The sequence below is a fragment of the Thiocystis violacea genome (assembly GCF_016583575.1).
Lineage (GTDB): Bacteria > Pseudomonadota > Gammaproteobacteria > Chromatiales > Chromatiaceae > Thiocystis > Thiocystis violacea.
Genome location: NZ_NRRG01000015.1, coordinates 62,934 through 82,226, shown reverse-complemented (window position 1 = coordinate 82,226; position 19,293 = coordinate 62,934). Strand labels below are relative to the sequence as shown.

Sequence of the window (19,293 nt, the reverse complement as noted above, 5' to 3'; positions counted from 1 at the left end):
CAACCCATCCTGGATCGTCTCTCCTAGCTTGCCCGCCTGGTCGGTTCAACGGATAACCGAAATGACGCCGAGCGTGGAGCCCGCTTCGGCGAGCGCTCGGCGATGGCCTGAGCGGGGTGGTCTGGCGGCCCAGGTGTTCCGCATCGTGAAAACCGTTCACTATTGCGGAATATCGCTCCTCTCCGTAGAGTGGCATCAACGCCCCCACATGGGCCGAGGCGGATCCAACAAGACCTAATAGAGGGAGAGAGACGATGACGACCGCATCCACACCCGATTTCCGCGACGGCCTTCTGCATTTCAGTTCGCCTCCGGCCGATTTCGCCCGGCTTGGCCATGCTCCGGCGATCCGCGAGGGCCAGAACGGTATCCAGGAGATCGACGAGGCCGCCGTTTACCAGACGCGGCTGGTGGCCGATGCGCTGCGCTATCTGACCCTTCAGCTCTGCGCCTCCAAGCAGTCCGGGCATCCCGGCGGTTTCGCCAGCTCGGCGGATGCCTATGCCTCGCTGGTGATGCTGGGCCACACCAACATTGTGACCGAGGTGGGCCATCACGCCCCGGGCTTCTACAGCGCCATGTTCCTGGATGGCTCGCTGGAGGCGATGGGCATCCGCACGGTGACTGATCTCCAGGCACGCTTCCGTGAGCGCGACGGGCTGCTCGGGCATCTCTCGGGTGCGATTCCCGGTCTGCTGGCCCCGGCGGGTCCGCTCGGGCAGGGGCAGCACTTCGCCATGGCGGGTGCCTATCTGAATCGCGATAAGCTCTTCCCCTGCACCATCGGGGACGGTGGTCTGGGCGAACCCTATATCCTCTCGGCGATGAAGCATTTCCACACCGCCTATCCGGAGGTGACCAACTTCCTGCCGGTGCTGATCTGGAACGGCTACAGCCAGGAGCATCACTCCATGGTGTCGCTGATGAGCAACGAGGCCATGACGGCCTACTGGCGAGCGCATGACTTCGAGCGTGTCATCCTGATCGATGCCAAGACGTTCGACGACGCGGGTCAGGACGGGGCCTACGTGGACAGCACCCTCTTCGGTCCCGAGGCGCGCATGGCCTTCAGCCGCGCGGTGCTCGAAGGCGTGCGCGAGGCGGCGGACGCGGCCATGAACGGGACGCTCACCGCCGTCATCATCAAGCAGCTCAAGGGGGCCGGAGTCCATGCGAGCGGGGCCAAGTCGCACAACCTCTATCCAGGCGACACGGCCGACAAGCCCAACATCGCCGCCGCCCTGGAACGCGGCGCCCTGGCCCCGGAGATCTGGTCGCTGGTGCGGACCAACATGGCGCGCGCCGGCGGTGGTCCCGCCGGTCGCACCGTGGTGACCGAGTTCGAGCGTCCGCTCACGGACATCGGCACGCTGCCGATGCAGGCGTTCGCCCCCGGCGAGCAGGCGGTTCCGGCCAGCGCCATGGCCAACATGGTGGCCGAGCTGGGCCGGCGCGATCCGGAGTTCGTGGTGACCAACGCCGACGGCACCGAGGCATCGGCCATGAAGGCGATCAACGAGGCGCTCAAGATCCGCCATCCGACCGCCGATCCGCTCTACAACCAGACCCCGAGCGGTCAGGTCTACGAGCCGCTGAACGAGGACGCCTGCGCGGGCTTCGCGGCCGGTCTGGCGCTCTTCGGCGGGCGCTCGCTCTGGCTCTCCTACGAGAGCTTCGCGATCAACGGCTGGCCGATCGTGCAGACCGTGGGGCAGGCAATGGCCGAGCTGCGCCACCGCACCCCGGCGGTGGTCTCCATGTTCACGGCGGGCGCGCTGGAACAGGGCCGCAACGGCTGGACCCACCAGCGCCCGGAGATCGAGAACTACATCGGCGGTCAGATGCGCAACGGCAACGTCTATCTGCTCTATCCGGCCGATGCCAATATGATCCAGGCGGCCTACGGCTGGGCGGTGGGGCAGTTCAACAAGTGCATCAGCCTCATCGCCTCCAAGTCGCCGCTGCCGGTGTACACCACCATGGAACAGGCGAGCGCGGCGATCGAACGCGGGGCAACCTGTCTGTATGAGTCTTCCCAGGGGTCCGGGGGCGCCATCGTTTTCGCCGTGACCGGCGATATGGTGTTCCAGCCGGTGTTCGTGGCCAAGGATCGGCTGGAAGCGGACGGCTATCGAGTGCGAATCGTCGCCGTGGTCAATCCGCGCCGACTCTATCGCTCCCGTGACGTCGCCTGGTCGCACAGCGCCGAGCCGGACGACCGTTTCATGGACGACGCCGAGTTCGAGGCGCTCTTCGATGGCGACGCCCTGATCGGCGTGAGCGGCGGCGGGACGGTGGCCCTGGAGCCGGTGATGCTGCGCAGTCGCGCGGCGGCGCGGGATCTCTTCGGCTGGCAGCGCGGCGAAACCACCGCAAGCGCGGGCGAGCTGATGGCCTTCAACGGCATCTCACCCGAAACCCTGGCGGAACGCGCCCGGGCGATGCTGGCGTAGGATGGGTAGAACGGCCACGGAATGACCCCGAAGATCGGCACGGACGCCGATGGCCGTGAAACCCATCGAATCCCGCTCCAGCGCTTAAGGTGATTTCCGGGAAAGTCCATACCCAACCTAAAGCTCCGGAAATGGACAGGATTTACAGGATGTTTCAAGATTTACAGGATTAAAAACAGAGCCTTAATAATCCTGTTAATCCTGCGAAATCCTGTTAATCCTGTCTATGACGAGGCGGATCGCGGGTACAAGGTTTCCCGGAAATCGCCTAAGGGGATCGATGGGTTTCGCTTCGCTCTACCCATCCTTACCGCGCTTCGGAGCGGGTACATTCAATGAGGAGCCTGTATCCCATGCCCCAGACACCCACCACCAAGATCATCGCCATCGACGATGACCCGACCGGCTCGCAGACGGTTCATTCCTGTCTGCTGCTGACCCGCTGGGATCCGGATACCCTGATCGAGGCGCTGACCGACCACGCGCCGCTCTTTTTCGTGCTCAGCAACACGCGGGGCATGGACGCGGGAGCGGCGGCGGAGGTGACGCGCGAGATCTGCGTCAATCTGCGCGCGGCGCTGGAAACGCTGGCGGCGGCGGGTCGGCCGATCCAGCCGATCATCGTCAGCCGCTCGGACTCCACCCTGCGCGGTCACTATCCGGTCGAAACCGATGTCATCGCCGAGGAGCTTGGCCCCTTCGATGCCCATTTCCTGGTTCCGGCCTTTTTCGAAGGGGGCCGTATCACCCGCGACGGGACGCACTATCTGATGGTCGACGGCCAGCCGGTTCCGGTGAGCGAAACCGAGTTCGCGCGCGATTCGGTATTCGGCTTCAAGCACGCCTTCCTGCCCGATTACGTGGAGGAGAAGACCGCCGGGCGCATCCGCGCGGGTCAGGTCGAGCGCTTTTCCCTGTCCGATGTGCGTGGCGACATCGGCGCTCGCCTGCGGGCCTTGAACGGCAACGTCTGCTGTGTCGTCGACGCCGAGCGCCAGTCGGATCTGGACGGCTTCGCCCGCCAGGTGCTCGCGGCGGCGGGGGAGGGCAAGCGCTTTCTCTTTCGCAGCGCGGCCAGTCTGCTCACCGCCTTCGCCGGGCTGCCGCCCCAGCCGGTGGCGGCGGATCGAATGTCGAGCTACGTTCGCGATGGACGCGCGGGCGTGGTGCTGGTGGGCTCGCACGTCGCCAAATCGACGCGCCAGTTGGAGACCCTGATCGATACGACCGACGTGATTCCGGTCGAGATCGATCTGGAACGATTGATCCAGAACGAGGAGGCGTTATTCCATGAGCTGCTCGACCGTCTGGAGACCGCCCAGCTCGAGAATCGTGGCCTGGTGCTCTTCACCAGCCGGGGCGAGCGCCAGTTCCCGACCAAGGCCGACCGGCTGGCGTTCGGCGAGCGGGTTTCGGGCTTCCTGGTCAGGATCGTTCAAAACCTGCCGCGCGAGATCGGTTTCCTGATCAGCAAGGGCGGGATTACCTCAAACGATACCCTGAGCCGGGGTCTGGCCCTGCGCACCGCGCGAGTGCTCGGTCAGATCCATGCCGGCTGTTCGGTGGTGCGCTGTCCGGCCGATCACCCGCGTTACCCGGATCTTCCAGTGGTGATCTTTCCGGGTAACGTCGGCGACGACGCGGCGCTGGCCGAGGTGTATCGAATCATCAATGGATCTTATTGATCGATCATCGATTTCAATTTTCCCCCTGCCTTTGTACAATCCCCCCGAGTGACGATGCTGCTTAGCAGCATCGATCGCGAGACCCACGCGCTCCGCCACATCGGCCTCCACGAACGGCCGTCCCAGAGGCAAACCGATGCTTCGTAAGATCCTGATCGCCAACCGCGGCGAAATCGCGGTGCGCGTCATCCGCGCCTGCGCCGAGATGGGCATTCGCTCGGCGGCCATCTATTCCGAGGCGGATCGTCATTCGCTCCACGTCAAGAAGGCCGACGAGGCCTACTGCCTGGGCAGCGATCCGCTGGCCGGTTATCTGAATGTGCACAACATCGTCAATCTGGCGGTCATGACCGGCTGCGACGCCGTGCATCCAGGCTACGGCTTTCTGTCCGAAAATCCCGAGCTGGCGCTCGCCTGCGCTCGGCGCGGGGTGACCTTCATCGGGCCGAACGCCGAGGTGATCGCGCGCATGGGCGACAAGACCGCCGCCCGTCAGGCGATGCAGAAGGCGGGCGTGCCGGTCACGCCGGGCAGTCCCGGCAACCTGGCGAATCTCGACGAGGCCCTGGCCTGTGCCGACCAGATCGGCTATCCGGTGATGCTCAAGGCGACCTCGGGTGGCGGTGGTCGCGGCATCCGTCGCTGCGACGACCCGGCGGCGCTGCGCAACAATTTCGAGCGCGTCATCTCAGAGGCCACCAAGGCGTTTGGGCGCGCCGAGGTGTTTCTCGAAAAATGCGTGGTCAACCCGCGCCATATCGAGGTACAGGTGCTGGGCGACCATCACGGTCACTGCATCCACCTCTTCGAGCGTGACTGTTCCATCCAGCGCCGCAACCAGAAGCTGATCGAGATCGCCCCCTCGCCCCAGCTCGACGACGCCCAGCGTCAGTATGTCGGCGGACTGGCGGTGCTGGCGGCGCGCTCGGTCGGCTATACCAATGCCGGCACGGTCGAGTTTCTGCTGGACTCGGACGGGCGTTTTTATTTCATGGAGATGAACACCCGCATCCAGGTCGAGCACACCATCACCGAGACCATCACGGGCGTCGACCTGGTCGAGGAACAGATCCGCGTCGCCGCCGGTCTGCCGCTGCGCTACCGACAGGACCAGATCAAGCGACGCGGCTACGCCATCCAGTTCCGCATCAATGCCGAGGATCCCAAGAACAACTTCCTGCCCAGCTTCGGCCGCATCACACGCTATTACGCGCCCGGCGGTCCCGGCGTACGCATCGATGGGGCCATCTATACCGGCTACAAGATTCCGCCCTATTACGACTCCATGCTGGCCAAGGTGATCGTCTGGGCGCTGGAATGGGAGGACGTCGTCAATCGTGGCCACCGGGCGCTGCGCGACATCGGCGTCTATGGCGTCAAGACGACCATTCCCTTCTATCAGGAGATCCTGCGCCATCCCGATTTCCGCGCCGGGAGCTTCGATACCGGATTCCTGGAGTCGCACCCGGAGTTGCTCAACTACTCCACCAAGCGCCGCCGCGAGGACGTCGCCGCCGTGCTCGCCGCCGCGATCGCGGCCCATGCGGGCCTGTAGGTCGCGGTCGTCGTCAACCCCAGCGTCCATGCGAGTGCAGACATCATGCAATGGTCAGAGATCGTCGTCGATCCCGCGCTCAAGGATTTGCCGTACAAGATCGAAACCAACGAATACGGGCAGATCGTCATGTCGCCGCACAAACGGATCCATGCCATCTGGCAGGGCGAGCTCGAATGGCGACTGCGCCACGCTCTACCCATGGGTCGCACCGCGCCGGAGTTCGCGATCGATACCCGACTGGGCACCAAGACGCCCGATGTCGTTTGGTATTCCCGAGACCGCGAGGCCGACCTGCTGGCCGATCAGAGCCTGGCGCCAGAGATCTGTATCGAGGTGCTCTCCGGGAGCAATACCGATCGCGAACTGACGACCAAGGGGAGGCTGTACTTCGAGGCTGGCGCCCTGGAGTTCTGGCTGTGTGACGAAACCGGCGCGCTGCGCTTCCATACCCCCGAGGGTGAGCGGACGCATTCGGTGCTGGCGCCCGATTTTCCGCGACAACTGACCTGAGGGGTTGGCCCGTCCGACCGAGCCGACCCAGATCCGGTTATTCACTTGACCGATTGCCTCGCTTTCCGAGATCGAGACCATGCCGAAGATCAACATCACCGACGTCATTCTGCGCGACGCCCATCAATCCCTGTTCGCGACGCGCATGCGCACGGAGGACATGCTGCCGATCTGCCCCAAGCTGGACGCCATCGGCTATTGGTCGCTGGAATGCTGGGGCGGGGCGACCTTCGATGCCTGCGTGCGCTTCCTCAAGGAAGATCCCTGGGAGCGGTTGTGCAAGCTGCGCGAGGCGTTGCCGAACACCCGGTTGCAGATGCTGCTGCGGGGTCAGAACCTGCTCGGCTACCGCCATTACTCCGATGATGTGGTGCGTGCCTTCGTGCGCCGCTCCGCCGAGAACGGCATGGATGTCTTCCGCATCTTCGACGCGCTCAATGATCCGCGCAATCTCAAGACCGCGATCGAGGCGACCAAGGCGGCCGGCAAGCATGCGCAGGGGACCATCTGCTATACGGTCAGCCCGGTCCATGATGTGGCCGGTTTCGTCAAGCTGGGCAAGGAATTGGCCTCGATGGGGTGCGACTCCATCGCCATCAAGGACATGGCCGGTCTGCTGACGCCCTTCGTGACGGCGGATCTTGTCAAAGCCCTCAAGGATAGTCTGGACCTGCCGCTGCACCTGCACTCGCACGCCACCTCGGGGCTGGCGGACATGTGTCATCTGAAGGCGATCGAGAACGGCTGCGACACCATCGATACCGCCATCTCTTCCATGGCCGGCGGCACCTCCCATCCGCCGACCGAGAGTCTGGTCGCGGCGCTGCGCGGGACCGAATACGACACCGGCCTGGACCTGGAGGCGATCCAGGAAGTCGGCATGTACTTCTATCAGGTGCGCAAGAAGTATCACCAGTTCGAGAGCGAGTTCACCGGAGTCGACACCCGCGTTCAGACCAACCAGGTTCCCGGCGGCATGATCTCCAACCTGGCCAACCAGTTGAAGGAACAGAACGCGCTCGACCGCATGGGCGCGGTGCTGGAGGAGATCCCGCGCGTGCGCAAGGATCTCGGCTATCCGCCGCTGGTCACCCCGACCTCCCAGATCGTCGGCACCCAGGCGGTGCTCAACGTCCTGACCGAGAAGCGCTATCAGACCATCACCAACGAGGTGAAGCTCTATCTCCAGGGGCGCTACGGAGCCGCCCCGGCGGCGGTCAATCCGACCTTGCAGCAACAGGCGATCGGCATGGAGGATCTGATCGATTGCCGTCCGGCGGACCTGCTCAAACCGGAACTGGACCGGCTGACCAAGGAGATCGGGACGATCGCCGCGTCGGACGAGGACGTGCTCACCTACGCCATGTTCCCGGAGATCGGGCGCACATTCCTTGAGCAGCGCGCCGCTGGCACCCTGGTTCCGGAGCCGTTGGAGCCGCCACCAAGCGGCATGGCCAAGTCCGCTCCGACCGAGTTCAACATCAACGTCCACGGTGAGACCTACCACATCAAGGTCACGGGCGCGGGTCATAAGGATCAGGCCGAGCGCCATTTCTATTTCACCATCGACGACATCCCGGAAGAGGTCGTGGTCGAGACGCTCGACGAGCTGGTACTGACGGGCGGCGCGGATGGCGCGGTTAGGAAGGCCATCGCCGGCAAGCGTCCCAAGCCCAGCCTGCCGGGCCATGTCTCGACCTCCATGCCGGGCAACATCGTCGACGTGCTGGTGCGCGAGGGCGATCGGGTCACGGCGGGTCAGTCGGTCATCGTGACCGAGGCCATGAAGATGGAGACCGAGATCCAGGCGCCGATCGACGGCACCGTCACCGGCGTGTTCGTGGCCAAGGGTGACTCGGTCAATCCCGACGAGGTGCTGCTGGAGATCAGTCCCTAATCGGCGATCGGGCCTGGACCAGCCGAGGATGTCCTGGGGTTTATAATAGATGGACAATCCTTGGCTTCCAGAGGGATCCCGCATGGCCCAGTCCTCGACCCAACCCCTTCCAGCGACCTACGGCGATTACCAGGCTTGGCCGGACGATCAGCGCTATGAGCTGATCGAGGGCCTGGTCCAGGCGATGGCTCCAGCGCCGTCGGTGAGTCATCAGCAATGGGTCTTGAGTATCGCGACCCAGGCCAGGAACGCCCTGCGAGGCCAGCCTTGCCAACCCTTCGTCGCCCCGGTGGATGTCCTCTTTCCGCGCGGGGACGAGGCGGACAGCGAGGTGCGGACGGTCCTTCAGCCGGATGTCTTCATCGTCTGCGATCCTTCCAGGATCGAGCGCAACGCCATTCGCGGCGCGCCCGATTGGGTGGTGGAGGTGCTGTCGCCCGGCACCGCTTCGCGCGATCACATCGCCAAGCGGCGGATCTATGAGTCGGCCGGTGTGCGCGAGTATTGGCTGGTGCATCCGGAGGATCGTCTCCTCATGATCTATCGCCTGGAGCAGGGCGTCTATGGCAAGCCCGAGGTCCAGGAGCTGCATGGCGAGACGGCGATCGGGATCCTGCCCGAGGTGATCATCCAGTGGGACGAGCCGCTCTGATGTCGCCCTGGCCGCCGGCCTTTTCCCCCGCTGGCTCCACCCGAATGCCGATAGCCTCCCCAGGAGAGACCGTGGACATCGACGCCTTGAATGCCGAGTTCGGCCTGGCCGGAACCTTGCGCTTCGTCGCGGGGCGCGGTGGGCTGCCGCTGATGGAGATCGAGAACCCGCTGGCGACGGCGACCATCACGCCCCATGGCGGACAGGTGCTGTCCTACCGTCCGGCCGACGCTGCGGAGGATCTGCTGTTCGTCAGCGAGCGCGCCCTGTTCGCGTCCGGCGAGGAGATCAAGGGCGGCATTCCCATCTGCTGGCCCTGGTTCGGGCGCGATCCGGAGGATCGGGGGCGACGCATTCACGGTTTCGCGCGGACCTTTCCCTGGTCGGTGCTGGCCTGCGCGGCCCGGCCGGATGGCTCGACCTGGGTCAAGCTGGGGCTCGCGGACGATGCCGATACCAGGGATATCTGGCCCCATTACTTCAATCTCTGGGTGGAAATCAGCGTCGGCGCGACCCTGTCCGTGGAACTGACGACGCGCAACGCGGGCGACGGACCCTTCCGGATCACCCAGGGATTGCATGCCTATTTCAAGATCGGCGATCCGACCCGTCTGGCGGTCAGCGGGCTGGACGGCTGCCGCTACATCGACAAGGCCGCCGGTGCGGGGGACGCGCTCGTGCTCCAGGATGGCCCGGTGAGGGTTGCGGCCGAGGTCAATCGAATCTATGAGGCCGTGCCGTCCAGTCTCGCGATCGAGGATCCGGTGCTGGGCCGGCGCATCCGCATCGACAGCCGGCACAGCCGCACCTGCGTGGTCTGGAATCCCTGGGTCGAGAGCGCGCGGGCCATGCCGGATCTGGACGACCTGGATTACCAGCGCTTCCTCTGCGTGGAGACGGTCAACACCGCCTCGGAGGTGATCGATCTGCCGCCTGGGGGCGAGTCGCGGCTCGCCGCCGACTATCGCATCGAGCCGCTGTGAACAGGCCCCTGGGGGACGATCATCCGGACCCGGCGATCGAGTCCCATTGGCGTGACTGGCTCGACTGGGCCAGCGCTCAGGACCTCGCGCTCCCGACCGATTCCGCGTTCGAGCCGGCGCGTCTGGCGGTTTGGGAGGCGAGCGAATATGTCGCCATCTCGGCCGCGCGCCATCCCGCCGATCTGGCCGATCTGATCGCGAGCGGTGATCTCGGTCGTGCCTATGCGGCGGGCGATCTGGCCCGCCGGCTGGAGCCGAGGCTCGCCGGGGTCGCCGACGAACCGGCGCTTCAGATGGCGCTGCGCCGCTTCCGTCGCCGCGAGATGATGCGCATCATCTGGCGCGACATCGTCCGCGCGGCGCCTCTGCCCGAGACCCTGGAGGATCTCTCCGAACTGGCCGATGTCTGCATCGGCGCCGCCCTGGCGCTTCTGGAACCCTGGACCCGCGCCGAATTCGGCACCCCGCGCGACCCGGAGGGTCGGGCGCTGCGGCTGGTCGTGCTGGCCATGGGCAAGCTCGGCGCGCGCGAGCTGAATCTCAGCTCGGACATCGATCTGATCCTGGCCTTTGCCCATTCGGGCACGGTCGAGGGCGGTCATCGTTCGCTGACGAACGAGCAGTTCTTCGTGCGGCTCGGACAGCGTCTGCTTCAGGCGTTGGCGAACACGACGATCGACGGCTTCGTCTTTCGCGTCGACACCCGGCTGCGGCCCTTCGGCGAGGTCGGCCCTCTGGCCATGAGTTTCCAGGCGATGGAGGACTACTACCAGTCCCAGGCGCGCGAGTGGGAGCGCTACGCCATGATCAAGGCGCGGCCAGTCGCCGGTGACGCCGAGGACATGGCCGGCCTGATGGCGATGCTTCGGCCCTTCGTCTATCGCCGCTATCTGGACTTCGGCGCCTTTGAGTCGCTGCGCGATCTCAAGCGGATGATCGCCAAGGAACTCTACCGTCGCGGGATGGACGCCAACATCAAGCTGGGTCCGGGCGGCATCCGCGAGATCGAGTTCATCGGTCAGGCGTTCCAACTGGTGCGCGGCGGGCGCGATCCGGACCTTCAGGTTCGACCGATCCGCGAGGTTCTCGCCTTCCTGGCTCGCAAGGGACTGATGCCGGCCGAGGCCATCGCCCGGCTCGACGCGGCCTACGAGTTTCTGCGCCTGGTCGAGAATCGGCTCCAGGCCCATCGCGATCAGCAGACCCATAAGCTCCCGGAGGATGAGCTTGGACGCCGACGTCTGGCGCGCTCCATGGGCTATCCCGACTGGTGCGCGTTCGCGACCGAGCTGGAGCGCCATCGCGGTCTGGTGCAGGAGCAGTTCGACGCGGTCTTCGCCGCGCCCGCGACCGAGCCCGAGGCGCATGAGTCCAGTCTGCTCACGCTCTGGCGCGGCGGGCACGAGGCGATCGATGACGTGGAACTCTTGCAGGAGGCCGGGTTCACGGATCCCGAGGCGGTGCGGATCCGCATCGAGCAGTTCCGCGACGTCAGCGCGCGCAAGGGACTCAGCACGCGCGGTCGGGAGCGCCTGGCACAGGTGATGCCCCAGGTGCTGCGCATCGCCTCCGAAGGCCCCTGTCCGGATCTGGCGCTGGAGCGGGTGCTGCGCGTGATGGAGGCCATCGTGCGGCGCACGGCCTATCTGGCCATGCTGATCGAGCATCCGGTCATCCTCTCCCATCTGGCGCGACTGGCCAGCCTGAGTCCCTGGTTCACGGACCAGATCGGTCGTCATCCGCTGTTGCTCGACGAACTGATCGATCCGCGCCGGCTCTACGCGCCGCTGCGCCGGGAGGATCTGGAGGCTGAGCTGGATGCCTTGCTGGCCCATGTGGACGCCGATGACCTGGAGCAGCAGATGGAACGCCTCCACCAGTTCGCGCAGGGCAATCGGTTACGGGTGGCGGCGGCGGATCTGACCGAGGTCATCCCGCTGATGGTGGTCAGCGACTATCTGACCGAAATCGCCGAGGTCTCGGTGGCTCGCGTGCTGCGGCTGGCCTTCGAGCATCTGCTCTCGCGTCATGGGCGCCCGACCGCGATCCAGGGTTCGGAGACGGGATTCCTGATCCTGGGCTACGGCAAGCTGGGCGGGATCGAGCTTGGCTATGGCTCCGACCTGGATCTGGTTTTCGTCCATGGCAGCGAGAGCGTCACCGCCATGACCGCCGGTCCCAAGGAGATCAGCAACGAGCAGTTCTACGCCCGGCTCGGTCAGCGGATCATTCATATGATGACCACCCGGACCCCCTCGGGAATTCTCTACGAGGTCGACATGCGGCTGCGCCCGGATGGCGGCAAGGGCCTGCTGGCGCGTTCGCTGACCTCCTTCACCACCTATCAGGAGCGCGATGCCTGGACCTGGGAGCATCAAGCCCTGGTGCGCGCCCGCCCGGTCGCCGGCGACCCTGGACTGGCGCGGAGCTTCCAGGAGGCGCGGCGAGCGATTCTCCAGCGCGAGCGCGATCCCGAGACCCTGCGGGCTCAGGTGCGCGAGATGCGCGCCAGGATGCGCGAGAGCCTGGACAAGACCCGCGACGGCTGTTTCGATCTCAAGCAGGGCGCGGGCGGTATTGCGGATATCGAGTTTATGGTTCAATACGCTGTCCTGCGCTGGGCGGCGGCCCATCCGGAACTGACGGACTGGACCGATAACGTGCGCTTGCTCGAAACCCTGGCACGGCTCGATCTGCTGCCGGGGCAGGCCGCTCAGGATCTGACCGAGACCTACAAGTCCCTGCGCGCGGCCTATCACCGCGGCGCCTTGCAGGAGCAGCCCAAGACCATCCCGGATGACGAACTCTTGCCCGAGCGCGAACGGGTCCGGGAACTCTGGCGTGGATTGATGGAAGACTGATGGGCTCGGGAGCGCGCGACTCCGATACCTTAAGGATTAGAGCGGCGCGGGTGTTCTGGATTCATATCGAGCTTGGGATCGATGGTCCCGAGTCAAGTCAAGTGGAGTTGCGACATGACGACGATGGCGGACCGTGACGGCCTGATCTGGCTGGACGGGGAAATGGTGCCTTGGCGCGAGGCTAGGATTCACGTACTGACCCACACCCTGCATTACGGCATGGGGGTCTTCGAGGGCGTCCGGGCTTACAAGACGTCCAGGGGCGCGGCCATTTTCCGCCTGGAGGAGCACACCAACCGGCTGTTCAATTCCGCCCATATTCTCGGCATGGCCATGCCCTGGGATCGCGCGACCCTCAACCAGGCTCAGCGCGACGTGGTGCGCGAAAACGGGCTGGATTCGGCCTACATCCGTCCCATGTGCTTCTATGGCTCCGAGGGGATGGGGCTGCGCGCGGACAACCTGAAAGTCCATGGCATGGTCGCCGCCTGGTCCTGGGGTGCCTATCTGGGCGAGGACAACATGCGCAACGGCATCCGCATCAAGGTGTCCTCCTTCACCCGTCATCATGTGAATACCACCATGTGCCGGGCCAAGGCCAACGGCAACTACATGAATTCCATGATGGCGCTGCAGGAGGCGCTGCGCGACGGCTACGACGAGGCTTTGCTGCTCGATGCCTCCGGCTTCGTGATGGAAGGCAGTGGCGAGAACATCTTCATCGTTCGCGATGGGGTTCTTTACACCCCGGATCTGACCTCCGCCCTCGACGGCATCACCCGCCGGACCGTGATGGCGCTCTGCGAAGAGCTTGGTCTCAAGGTGGTCGAGAAGCGCATCACCCGCGACGAGGTCTATATCGCCGACGAGGCCTTCTTCACCGGCACGGCGGCCGAGGTGACACCCATTCGCGAGGTGGACGGACGCGCGATCGGCGCCGGAACACGCGGCCCCATCACCGAACGCTTGCAGACACTCTACTTCGACCAGGTGCATGGCCGGCGCGACCAGCACCCGGAGTGGCTTACGCTGGCGTGAGCCAGCCGGGGCGCCACGCGGGATCCGGCGGGGCTTCCCGACGGATCCCAACCTCCCGATCTCGATGAGTGAGTATCCATCCATGTCGAACACAGCCGCCGCGACGACCTCGGAAATGCCAACCATCCAGGTCACCACCAAGGATCTGCCGCTCTCATGTCCAATGCCGGGCGCCCCGGTCTGGAACATGCATCCGAGGGTTTATCTGCCGATCGAGGACGAGGCGGACCAGGAGTCGGTCTGTCCATACTGCGGGGCCAGATACCGGCTGGTCGACGATTGAGGATCGAGGCGGGTTCCAGGAAAGTCCGTACCTGGCCGAAAGGTCCGGAAATGAACAGGATTAACAGGATTCATCAAGATTTACAGGATTAAAAATAGAGTCTTAGAGCCTTATAAATCCTGTCAATCCTGCGAAATCCTGTTAATCCTGTCTATGACCGGGCGGATCACGAGTACAGAGTTGCCTGGACATGCCTCGGTGGCGACTCGCCGTTCCTTTGCCTGGTGACGGGGTGGGTGCTTCCTCATCGGGAAATCCTAGAACCCCGCGCTCACGGTCAGCCATAGGGACTGGGAATCGTATTCCCTCAGCGCCCGGTTCGACTCGCGCGATTCGTCCCGGAAGCTGAGTCCCAACTCAAGATATCGGCGTGGTTCCCAATCGAGCCCGAGTTCCAGGACGCGGACCCGGTCCCGGCGATCCCCGGTCTCGAACCCCAGCTCATCGTCCTGCCCGCCATCGAAGGCCCGATTTTCATAGCTAGCCAGGCCGCGCAGACTGGTTTTCGGCATGAATTGCCATCTGGGCTCCAGGCTGATGCCCTCGATCACGGCATAGTCGGCGATTTCATCATCCAGGTTGCTGATATCGCGCCAGGCCGTGGCCTTGAGACTGCTCTTTCCCGTGGGTTTCCAGGTGGCCGAGACGCGCCCGACGAAGCCGTCGAAATCGCGTTCGTCGGCGACATCGTGCCGGCGGGCCTTGTAGCCGGCGCTGGCGCTCAGCCGGGTCTTGCCGCTCAATTTCCAATCGACCGAAGGTCCCAGGGTGAGGTCGTCGTAATCCCGATCGTCGCGGTTCTTGAAATCCGCCGAGGCGTATGTCGCGCGCAAGCTCAGTGTATTGCCGGCTTTGCTCACATAATCGAGGTTGGCGCCATAACCCAGGATGGTCTTGTCCAGTTCCTCGGAGTCGCTGAACGACACATCCGCCCAGTCGATTCGCGCCCCCAGCCGCCAGCGGGTCGTCAGCCAGCGATTGGCGCTCGCCTGTAACCGATGTCGCGAGAGCATGTCGTTGGAGGGCAGAAGCTCGTTGGCGAAGTCGCGCTGTTTGTGGTCATAGGAATAGCCGAACTCACCCTCCCACAGGCGTCCCAGAACCCACTTCCAGAGCACTTTGGCGTCACCGCCGACATGATTGAATTCGCTGAAGCGCTCGTAGTCGTTGCGATAGACGCTGGCGTCGAGTAGGAGGCGCTGGCGGCTGAATTTGAATTCCGTGTCGAACCCGGCTTGGAGGGTGAGGTAGCGGTCGGATCGATCGCCGAGGCCGTCCGGATTGCGCAGGAGGTTGGAGTCGGTCGTCGCCGTCACGGATGCCTGGGGATGCAGATCCTTCAGGGTCTCGACCCACTTGGGCACCTCCGTCTCCGCCGCGCTGGGTCGGCACATGGCCATGGCCAGCAGCGATAGCGCCAATGGGGCGAGCCGCCGCCTCGGTCTGGGCGGTTCCCGGCCATCCGCGCTGCTCGGGCGTTGAGGTGTCCTCGCCATCGTCACTCCGGTAGCCAAGCCATGCGGATCCGCTCGCCCCAGCCGTTCTGCCCGACACGTTTGTAGACGCCCAGGGTGGCGCACGCGATCGAGCGCCAGTCGTATTCCCTCCTGATCCAGTCCTGAAGACGGACACGGTCGTCGGCCGGTCGCTCGCGGTTGGCGGCGCGGCGCAGACAGTCGGCCAGATCCTGGGTGTCGCCGACGCGGAAATACTGCTCGGGCGGGAGTCCGACCTCCAGATTGGCCGGGATGTCGCTCGCGATCGAGGGCAGGCCGTGACTGAGGGCCTCCAGCAGGGCGATGGGCAAGCCTTCATGGGTCGAGGGGAGGGCGAAGATCCCGGCATTGGCATAGATCTCGGACAGGGCGTCCCCGGTCTGGAAGCCGGTCAGCACCACGTCCGGGGATTGTCCGGCCGCCGCCACGACCCGTCGGACGTAGGTGTCATCGGCGCCCAGATCACCGACCAGCACCAGCTTCCAACCCTGGAGTCGCGCCTGCCCGAAGGCCGCGATCAGATCCAGGTGACGCTTCTCGGGCACCATTCGGCTGACCGTGAGCACGTAACGCTCCGCCGTCAGGCCGTAGCGCCCGAGCGTGCCGCTAGGCTCGAAGGCGCCCGGGATCTCGACGCCATTGGGGATGCGGAAGGAGTCACGGGCGTATTTGCGACGCACCAGATCCCGGATCACGTTGGAGATGACGATCCGCGTATCCGAGTACTGGATGCCCAGACGCTCGCCCAGCCGCAGGAGGCCTTTCGCCGCGGGGCTCCATTTCTCGCGGTCGTAGTCCGGTCCGTGGTGGGTGACCACCACCTTCAAACCCATCAGCTTGGCCAGGGGCGCAAATAGCGAGGGACCGATGGCGTGGATGTGCAGGACATCCGGGCGTCGCCAGCCGGCGTAGAGCGCCCCCAGAAAGGAGTGGATGAGGGCCTCGGCCCCCGTCGAGCCGGGGCACCAGAGGCGAGTGAAGCGAATTCCGGGCAGGCCCTGGTTGGTGCGCTTGCTCCAGTAGGGGGAGCGGACCAAGACCTCTATGTCACAGCCCATGTCGCGCAATCTCGGATAGAGATGCTCCGCGTGGGTTTCGACGCCGCCCTGAATGCCAGGGAAGCCGCGCAAGCCGAGTACCATGATGTGCATGTCCACGCTCCTGTCCAGTTCGTTACTCGTCTCGGAAGACCGGGCGGTCTTCCATCCCGCGCCAGGGGCGCTAGCGATTCACGAATTCAGCCAGTGGGTAATGCTGGGCGGGCGTCACCAGTCCGCGCTGGACGACGATCTCGTTCTTCACCTTCTGACCCAGGAATGACTTGCGCGGGACCAGCGGGCTTTCCTTCACCTCGCGGTAGTTGATGTAGGCGGCGAAATCCACGTTCTTGCCGAGCGAGACGCGCAGCTTGTTCATGACCACCCAGGCCAGGGGCGAGAACTTCGGCAGTTGCGGAGCCAGGCGCGAGCGCATGGCGGTGCGTGCCGTGGTGACCATCCAGCAGTTCTGGGTGCAGGCGTCGACCTTCTTCAGCGAGGCGCGTGTCTGGTCGCTGTTCATGATCTCGTCCCAACCCTGACGCGCCAGATTCCCGAGCGGCAGGTCGGAGCGCACATTGCAGGCCCAGACATCGGACCAGGGGTCGACGAAGGCGAAATCGCGTCCGGCGGTGCAGGGGATCAGACGGTCATGCCCGAGGATCTTCTCGATCAGACCCAGATTCAGATAGGCGCGGAACCAGTTTTTGATCTTGTTGGTGCGCAGCATGGCGGTAATGAGCGCCTCGACCTCCTTGGCGACCCTGGTGCGGTTGTAGAAGTAATTGTCGTTCTTGTAGAACTGCCAGGCGTTGTGGAGCGTGGAGGTGGCCAGCTCGACGCCTTCCCGCCGGGCCATTTCATAGACCTTGACCAGTTGCTCGGCATTTTCGTCCTGGATCACCATGGCGAATCCGAGATCGGTACCGCCCGCCTCGCGCAGCATGCGGATGCCGGCGAGCTTGGTCTGGAAGCCGTCCTTCTCGCCCCGGATCGCGTTGCTGGTCGCCTCGTCGCCTTCCACGCTGAAGCGGACCTTGATGTCGGGATAGCGCTTGATGATGGGAACCAGCCGCTCGGGGTGCAGACCGTTCGAGCTGATCTCCATGATCCTGGCCTTGGGATAGAGCTCGTCGACCAGCTCGGGCAAGTCCTTGCGCAGGGTCGGCTCGCCACCGGACAGGTTGAGGTTGTCGAACCCGCCCGGGAGTTTCGACAGGGTTTCTATCGAAACCTCGTCCTTGGGTTCGGTGGGGTTCTTCCAGATGTAGCACATCTGGCAGCGTGAATTGCAGCGGAAGGTCGAGATGACGGTCAGATCCATGGTCGTTATTCCCCTGGAGTCGAGAATTGAGGTGAGGCGTGAAGGAGATCCGGGGCGTGAACCGGCTTGAGCAGGCCCTGATAGAGACGGAGCAGGGCGCTGTTGTGTCGTTTCAGTGAGAAGTGTTCCTCCACCCTTCGCCGCGCCGCGAGGCCTTGCCGATGGCGCAGGTCTGGATCGCGCATCAGACGGGTCAGGGCGTCGCGCAGCGCCACCCGGTCGCCGGGCTGGAACAGGAGTCCGGTTTCGCCGTCGAGTACCAGTTCGGGAATGCCTCCGATGTCGCTGGCCACGACCGGCTTGCCCAGGGCCATGGCCTCCAGGACCGACATCGGACAGTTCTCCAACCACTCCGAGGGGACGACGATCAGCGAGGCCCGGCGAATGGTCTCGCGCAAGGCGTCGCCCGTCAGATGTCCGAGAAAGCGGGCCTTCGGATAACGCGCGCGGATGTCTTCTTCCAGCGGCCCCGTGCCCGCGATGGCGAGATCGACCTCGTCCGCGATCCCGGCGTGCGACGCGAGCAGGGTTTCGATGCCCTTTTCGTGCGAGAGTCGCCCCAGATAGAGGGCATAGCCGTCATCCTCGCTGGCCTCCGGCGGCGCGTCGCAATCGATGCCGTTGTGAATGACCTCGACCTGGCTCGGCGCGAAGCGATGCGCGGTCACGGATCGGTGCATGAAGGCGCTGGGCGCGATCAGCCGGTCGACCTGCTCGTAGCTTCCGATCAGACGCTGAAACCAGGCCTCGGCGTAGAGCAGGGCGCTCTTGCCGAGCGACCCATCCGCGCAGCGGTGCCGGACGACATTCGAGAAGCGGCCGCCGAGACAGTCCGAGCAGACCTGGCCCTGGCGCAATCTTGTATAGACCGGGCACACGGGTTTGTAGTCGTGCAGGGTTAGCACCACCGGGATACCGCGTCGCTTGGCGGCCCCGATGATCGATGGGGTCAATTGATGGTAGATGTTGTGGGCGTGGACGATATCGGGTCGGGTCCGATCGATCAGCCGGCCGATGTTGCGCACCGCCTCGGGGGAATGAATCAGCTTCAGGGCCGAACGGATACGCGCTCCGGCCCCGGTCGCGCCCTCGTAGGATTGGTAGCTGACGAAGTCGTCGCTGTAGTCGCTGGGCGAATTGCGGGGATCCCGCATCGAGAAGTCGATGACCTCGATGCCCGTCTTGAGCAAAAACGCCTTCTCCTGAAACATCACGGCCTCGGAGCCGCCGTTTCGGAAGAAGAACTTGTTGGCCTGAAGGACTTTCACACTGGCGGCTCCCGGTTGGATGTCCACCAGCTCACTGGAAGAAGCGTGCCAGATCACCAGGGCCAGTGAGCCTCGGGGGTGGGAGCGCGGGGGGCGTTGGAGGGCTAGAGGTTGGCTGGTGGCCTCGCACGGCCGCGGCTTGGCCGAGGAAACCCGGATGACGTGTGAATCCGGCTGGCTGTCGGAAGCGGATCCTTCCTGTCAACCTGTTGCGCGAGGCTTACAGAGTCGGAAAGACCCGGTCTCGA

At 64.6% G+C, this 19,293-nt stretch carries 14 protein-coding genes; 10 read left to right on the top strand and 4 right to left on the bottom strand.

All coding sequences use genetic code 11. From position 1 onward, the window contains the following. Positions 1–254: 254 nt before the first annotated feature. The 10 genes from CKO27_RS09735 (at position 255) to CKO27_RS09690 (ending at position 13,920) form a co-directional block, all read left to right on the top strand. Positions 255–2,453, top strand: coding sequence for a phosphoketolase family protein (locus CKO27_RS09735; protein ID WP_200374691.1), 2,199 nt, complete (start codon positions 255–257; stop codon positions 2,451–2,453). Between the two features lie 353 nt (positions 2,454–2,806). Beyond that, positions 2,807–4,138, top strand: coding sequence for a four-carbon acid sugar kinase family protein (locus CKO27_RS09730; protein ID WP_200374690.1), 1,332 nt, complete (start codon positions 2,807–2,809; stop codon positions 4,136–4,138). Between the two features lie 136 nt (positions 4,139–4,274). After that, entirely contained in the window at positions 4,275–5,693 is a 1,419-nt protein-coding gene (locus tag CKO27_RS09725) for an acetyl-CoA carboxylase biotin carboxylase subunit (RefSeq protein ID WP_200374689.1), read from the top strand. Between the two features lie 45 nt (positions 5,694–5,738). Beyond that, on the top strand, positions 5,739–6,206 hold the full coding sequence (locus tag CKO27_RS09720; protein WP_200374688.1) for a Uma2 family endonuclease: 468 nt from the start codon (positions 5,739–5,741) through the stop codon (positions 6,204–6,206). A 79-nt stretch (positions 6,207–6,285) separates the two neighbouring features. Beyond that, the gene (oadA, locus tag CKO27_RS09715; protein ID WP_200374687.1) at positions 6,286–8,103 is read left to right on the top strand and encodes a sodium-extruding oxaloacetate decarboxylase subunit alpha; all 1,818 of its coding nucleotides are present in this window, start codon (positions 6,286–6,288) and stop codon (positions 8,101–8,103) included. 82 nt (positions 8,104–8,185) lie between these two features. Further along, positions 8,186–8,755 carry a Uma2 family endonuclease gene (locus CKO27_RS09710; protein WP_200374686.1) on the top strand — a complete coding sequence of 190 codons (570 nt, stop codon included), beginning with the start codon at positions 8,186–8,188 and terminating at the stop codon, positions 8,753–8,755. 71 nt (positions 8,756–8,826) lie between these two features. Beyond that, on the top strand, positions 8,827–9,738 hold the full coding sequence (locus CKO27_RS09705) for an aldose epimerase family protein (protein ID WP_200374685.1): 912 nt from the start codon (positions 8,827–8,829) through the stop codon (positions 9,736–9,738). Continuing rightward, a complete protein-coding gene (gene glnE, locus CKO27_RS09700) occupies positions 9,735–12,599 on the top strand; it encodes a bifunctional [glutamate--ammonia ligase]-adenylyl-L-tyrosine phosphorylase/[glutamate--ammonia-ligase] adenylyltransferase (protein WP_200374684.1) in 2,865 nt (954 codons plus the stop codon). The genes CKO27_RS09705 and glnE overlap by 4 nt, the downstream gene beginning before the upstream one ends. Before the next feature lie 114 nt (positions 12,600–12,713). Beyond that, positions 12,714–13,637: a branched-chain amino acid transaminase gene (locus CKO27_RS09695; RefSeq protein WP_200374683.1), complete on the top strand. Its 924-nt coding sequence runs from the start codon at positions 12,714–12,716 to the stop codon at positions 13,635–13,637. Positions 13,638–13,719: 82 nt separating this feature from the next. Next, the gene (locus tag CKO27_RS09690) at positions 13,720–13,920 is read left to right on the top strand and encodes a zinc-finger domain-containing protein (protein ID WP_200374682.1); all 201 of its coding nucleotides are present in this window, start codon (positions 13,720–13,722) and stop codon (positions 13,918–13,920) included. Between the two features lie 257 nt (positions 13,921–14,177). On the opposite strand, the gene CKO27_RS09685 is transcribed toward CKO27_RS09690, so the two are convergent. The 4 genes from CKO27_RS09685 to CKO27_RS09670 form a co-directional block, all read right to left on the bottom strand. Then, positions 14,178–15,416 carry an outer membrane beta-barrel protein gene (locus tag CKO27_RS09685; RefSeq protein ID WP_200374681.1) on the bottom strand — a complete coding sequence of 413 codons (1,239 nt, stop codon included), beginning with the start codon at positions 15,414–15,416 and terminating at the stop codon, positions 14,178–14,180. A gap of 2 nt (positions 15,417–15,418) precedes the next feature. Further along, the gene (locus CKO27_RS09680; protein ID WP_200374680.1) at positions 15,419–16,567 is read right to left on the bottom strand and encodes a glycosyltransferase family 4 protein; all 1,149 of its coding nucleotides are present in this window, start codon (positions 16,565–16,567) and stop codon (positions 15,419–15,421) included. Positions 16,568–16,637: 70 nt separating this feature from the next. After that, positions 16,638–17,777 (bottom strand): radical SAM protein, encoded by a 1,140-nt coding sequence (locus CKO27_RS09675; protein ID WP_200374679.1) that lies wholly within the window; start codon positions 17,775–17,777, stop codon positions 16,638–16,640. 5 nt (positions 17,778–17,782) lie between these two features. Continuing rightward, positions 17,783–19,045 carry a glycosyltransferase family 4 protein gene (locus CKO27_RS09670; protein ID WP_338115967.1) on the bottom strand — a complete coding sequence of 421 codons (1,263 nt, stop codon included), beginning with the start codon at positions 19,043–19,045 and terminating at the stop codon, positions 17,783–17,785. Positions 19,046–19,293: the final 248 nt, after the last annotated feature.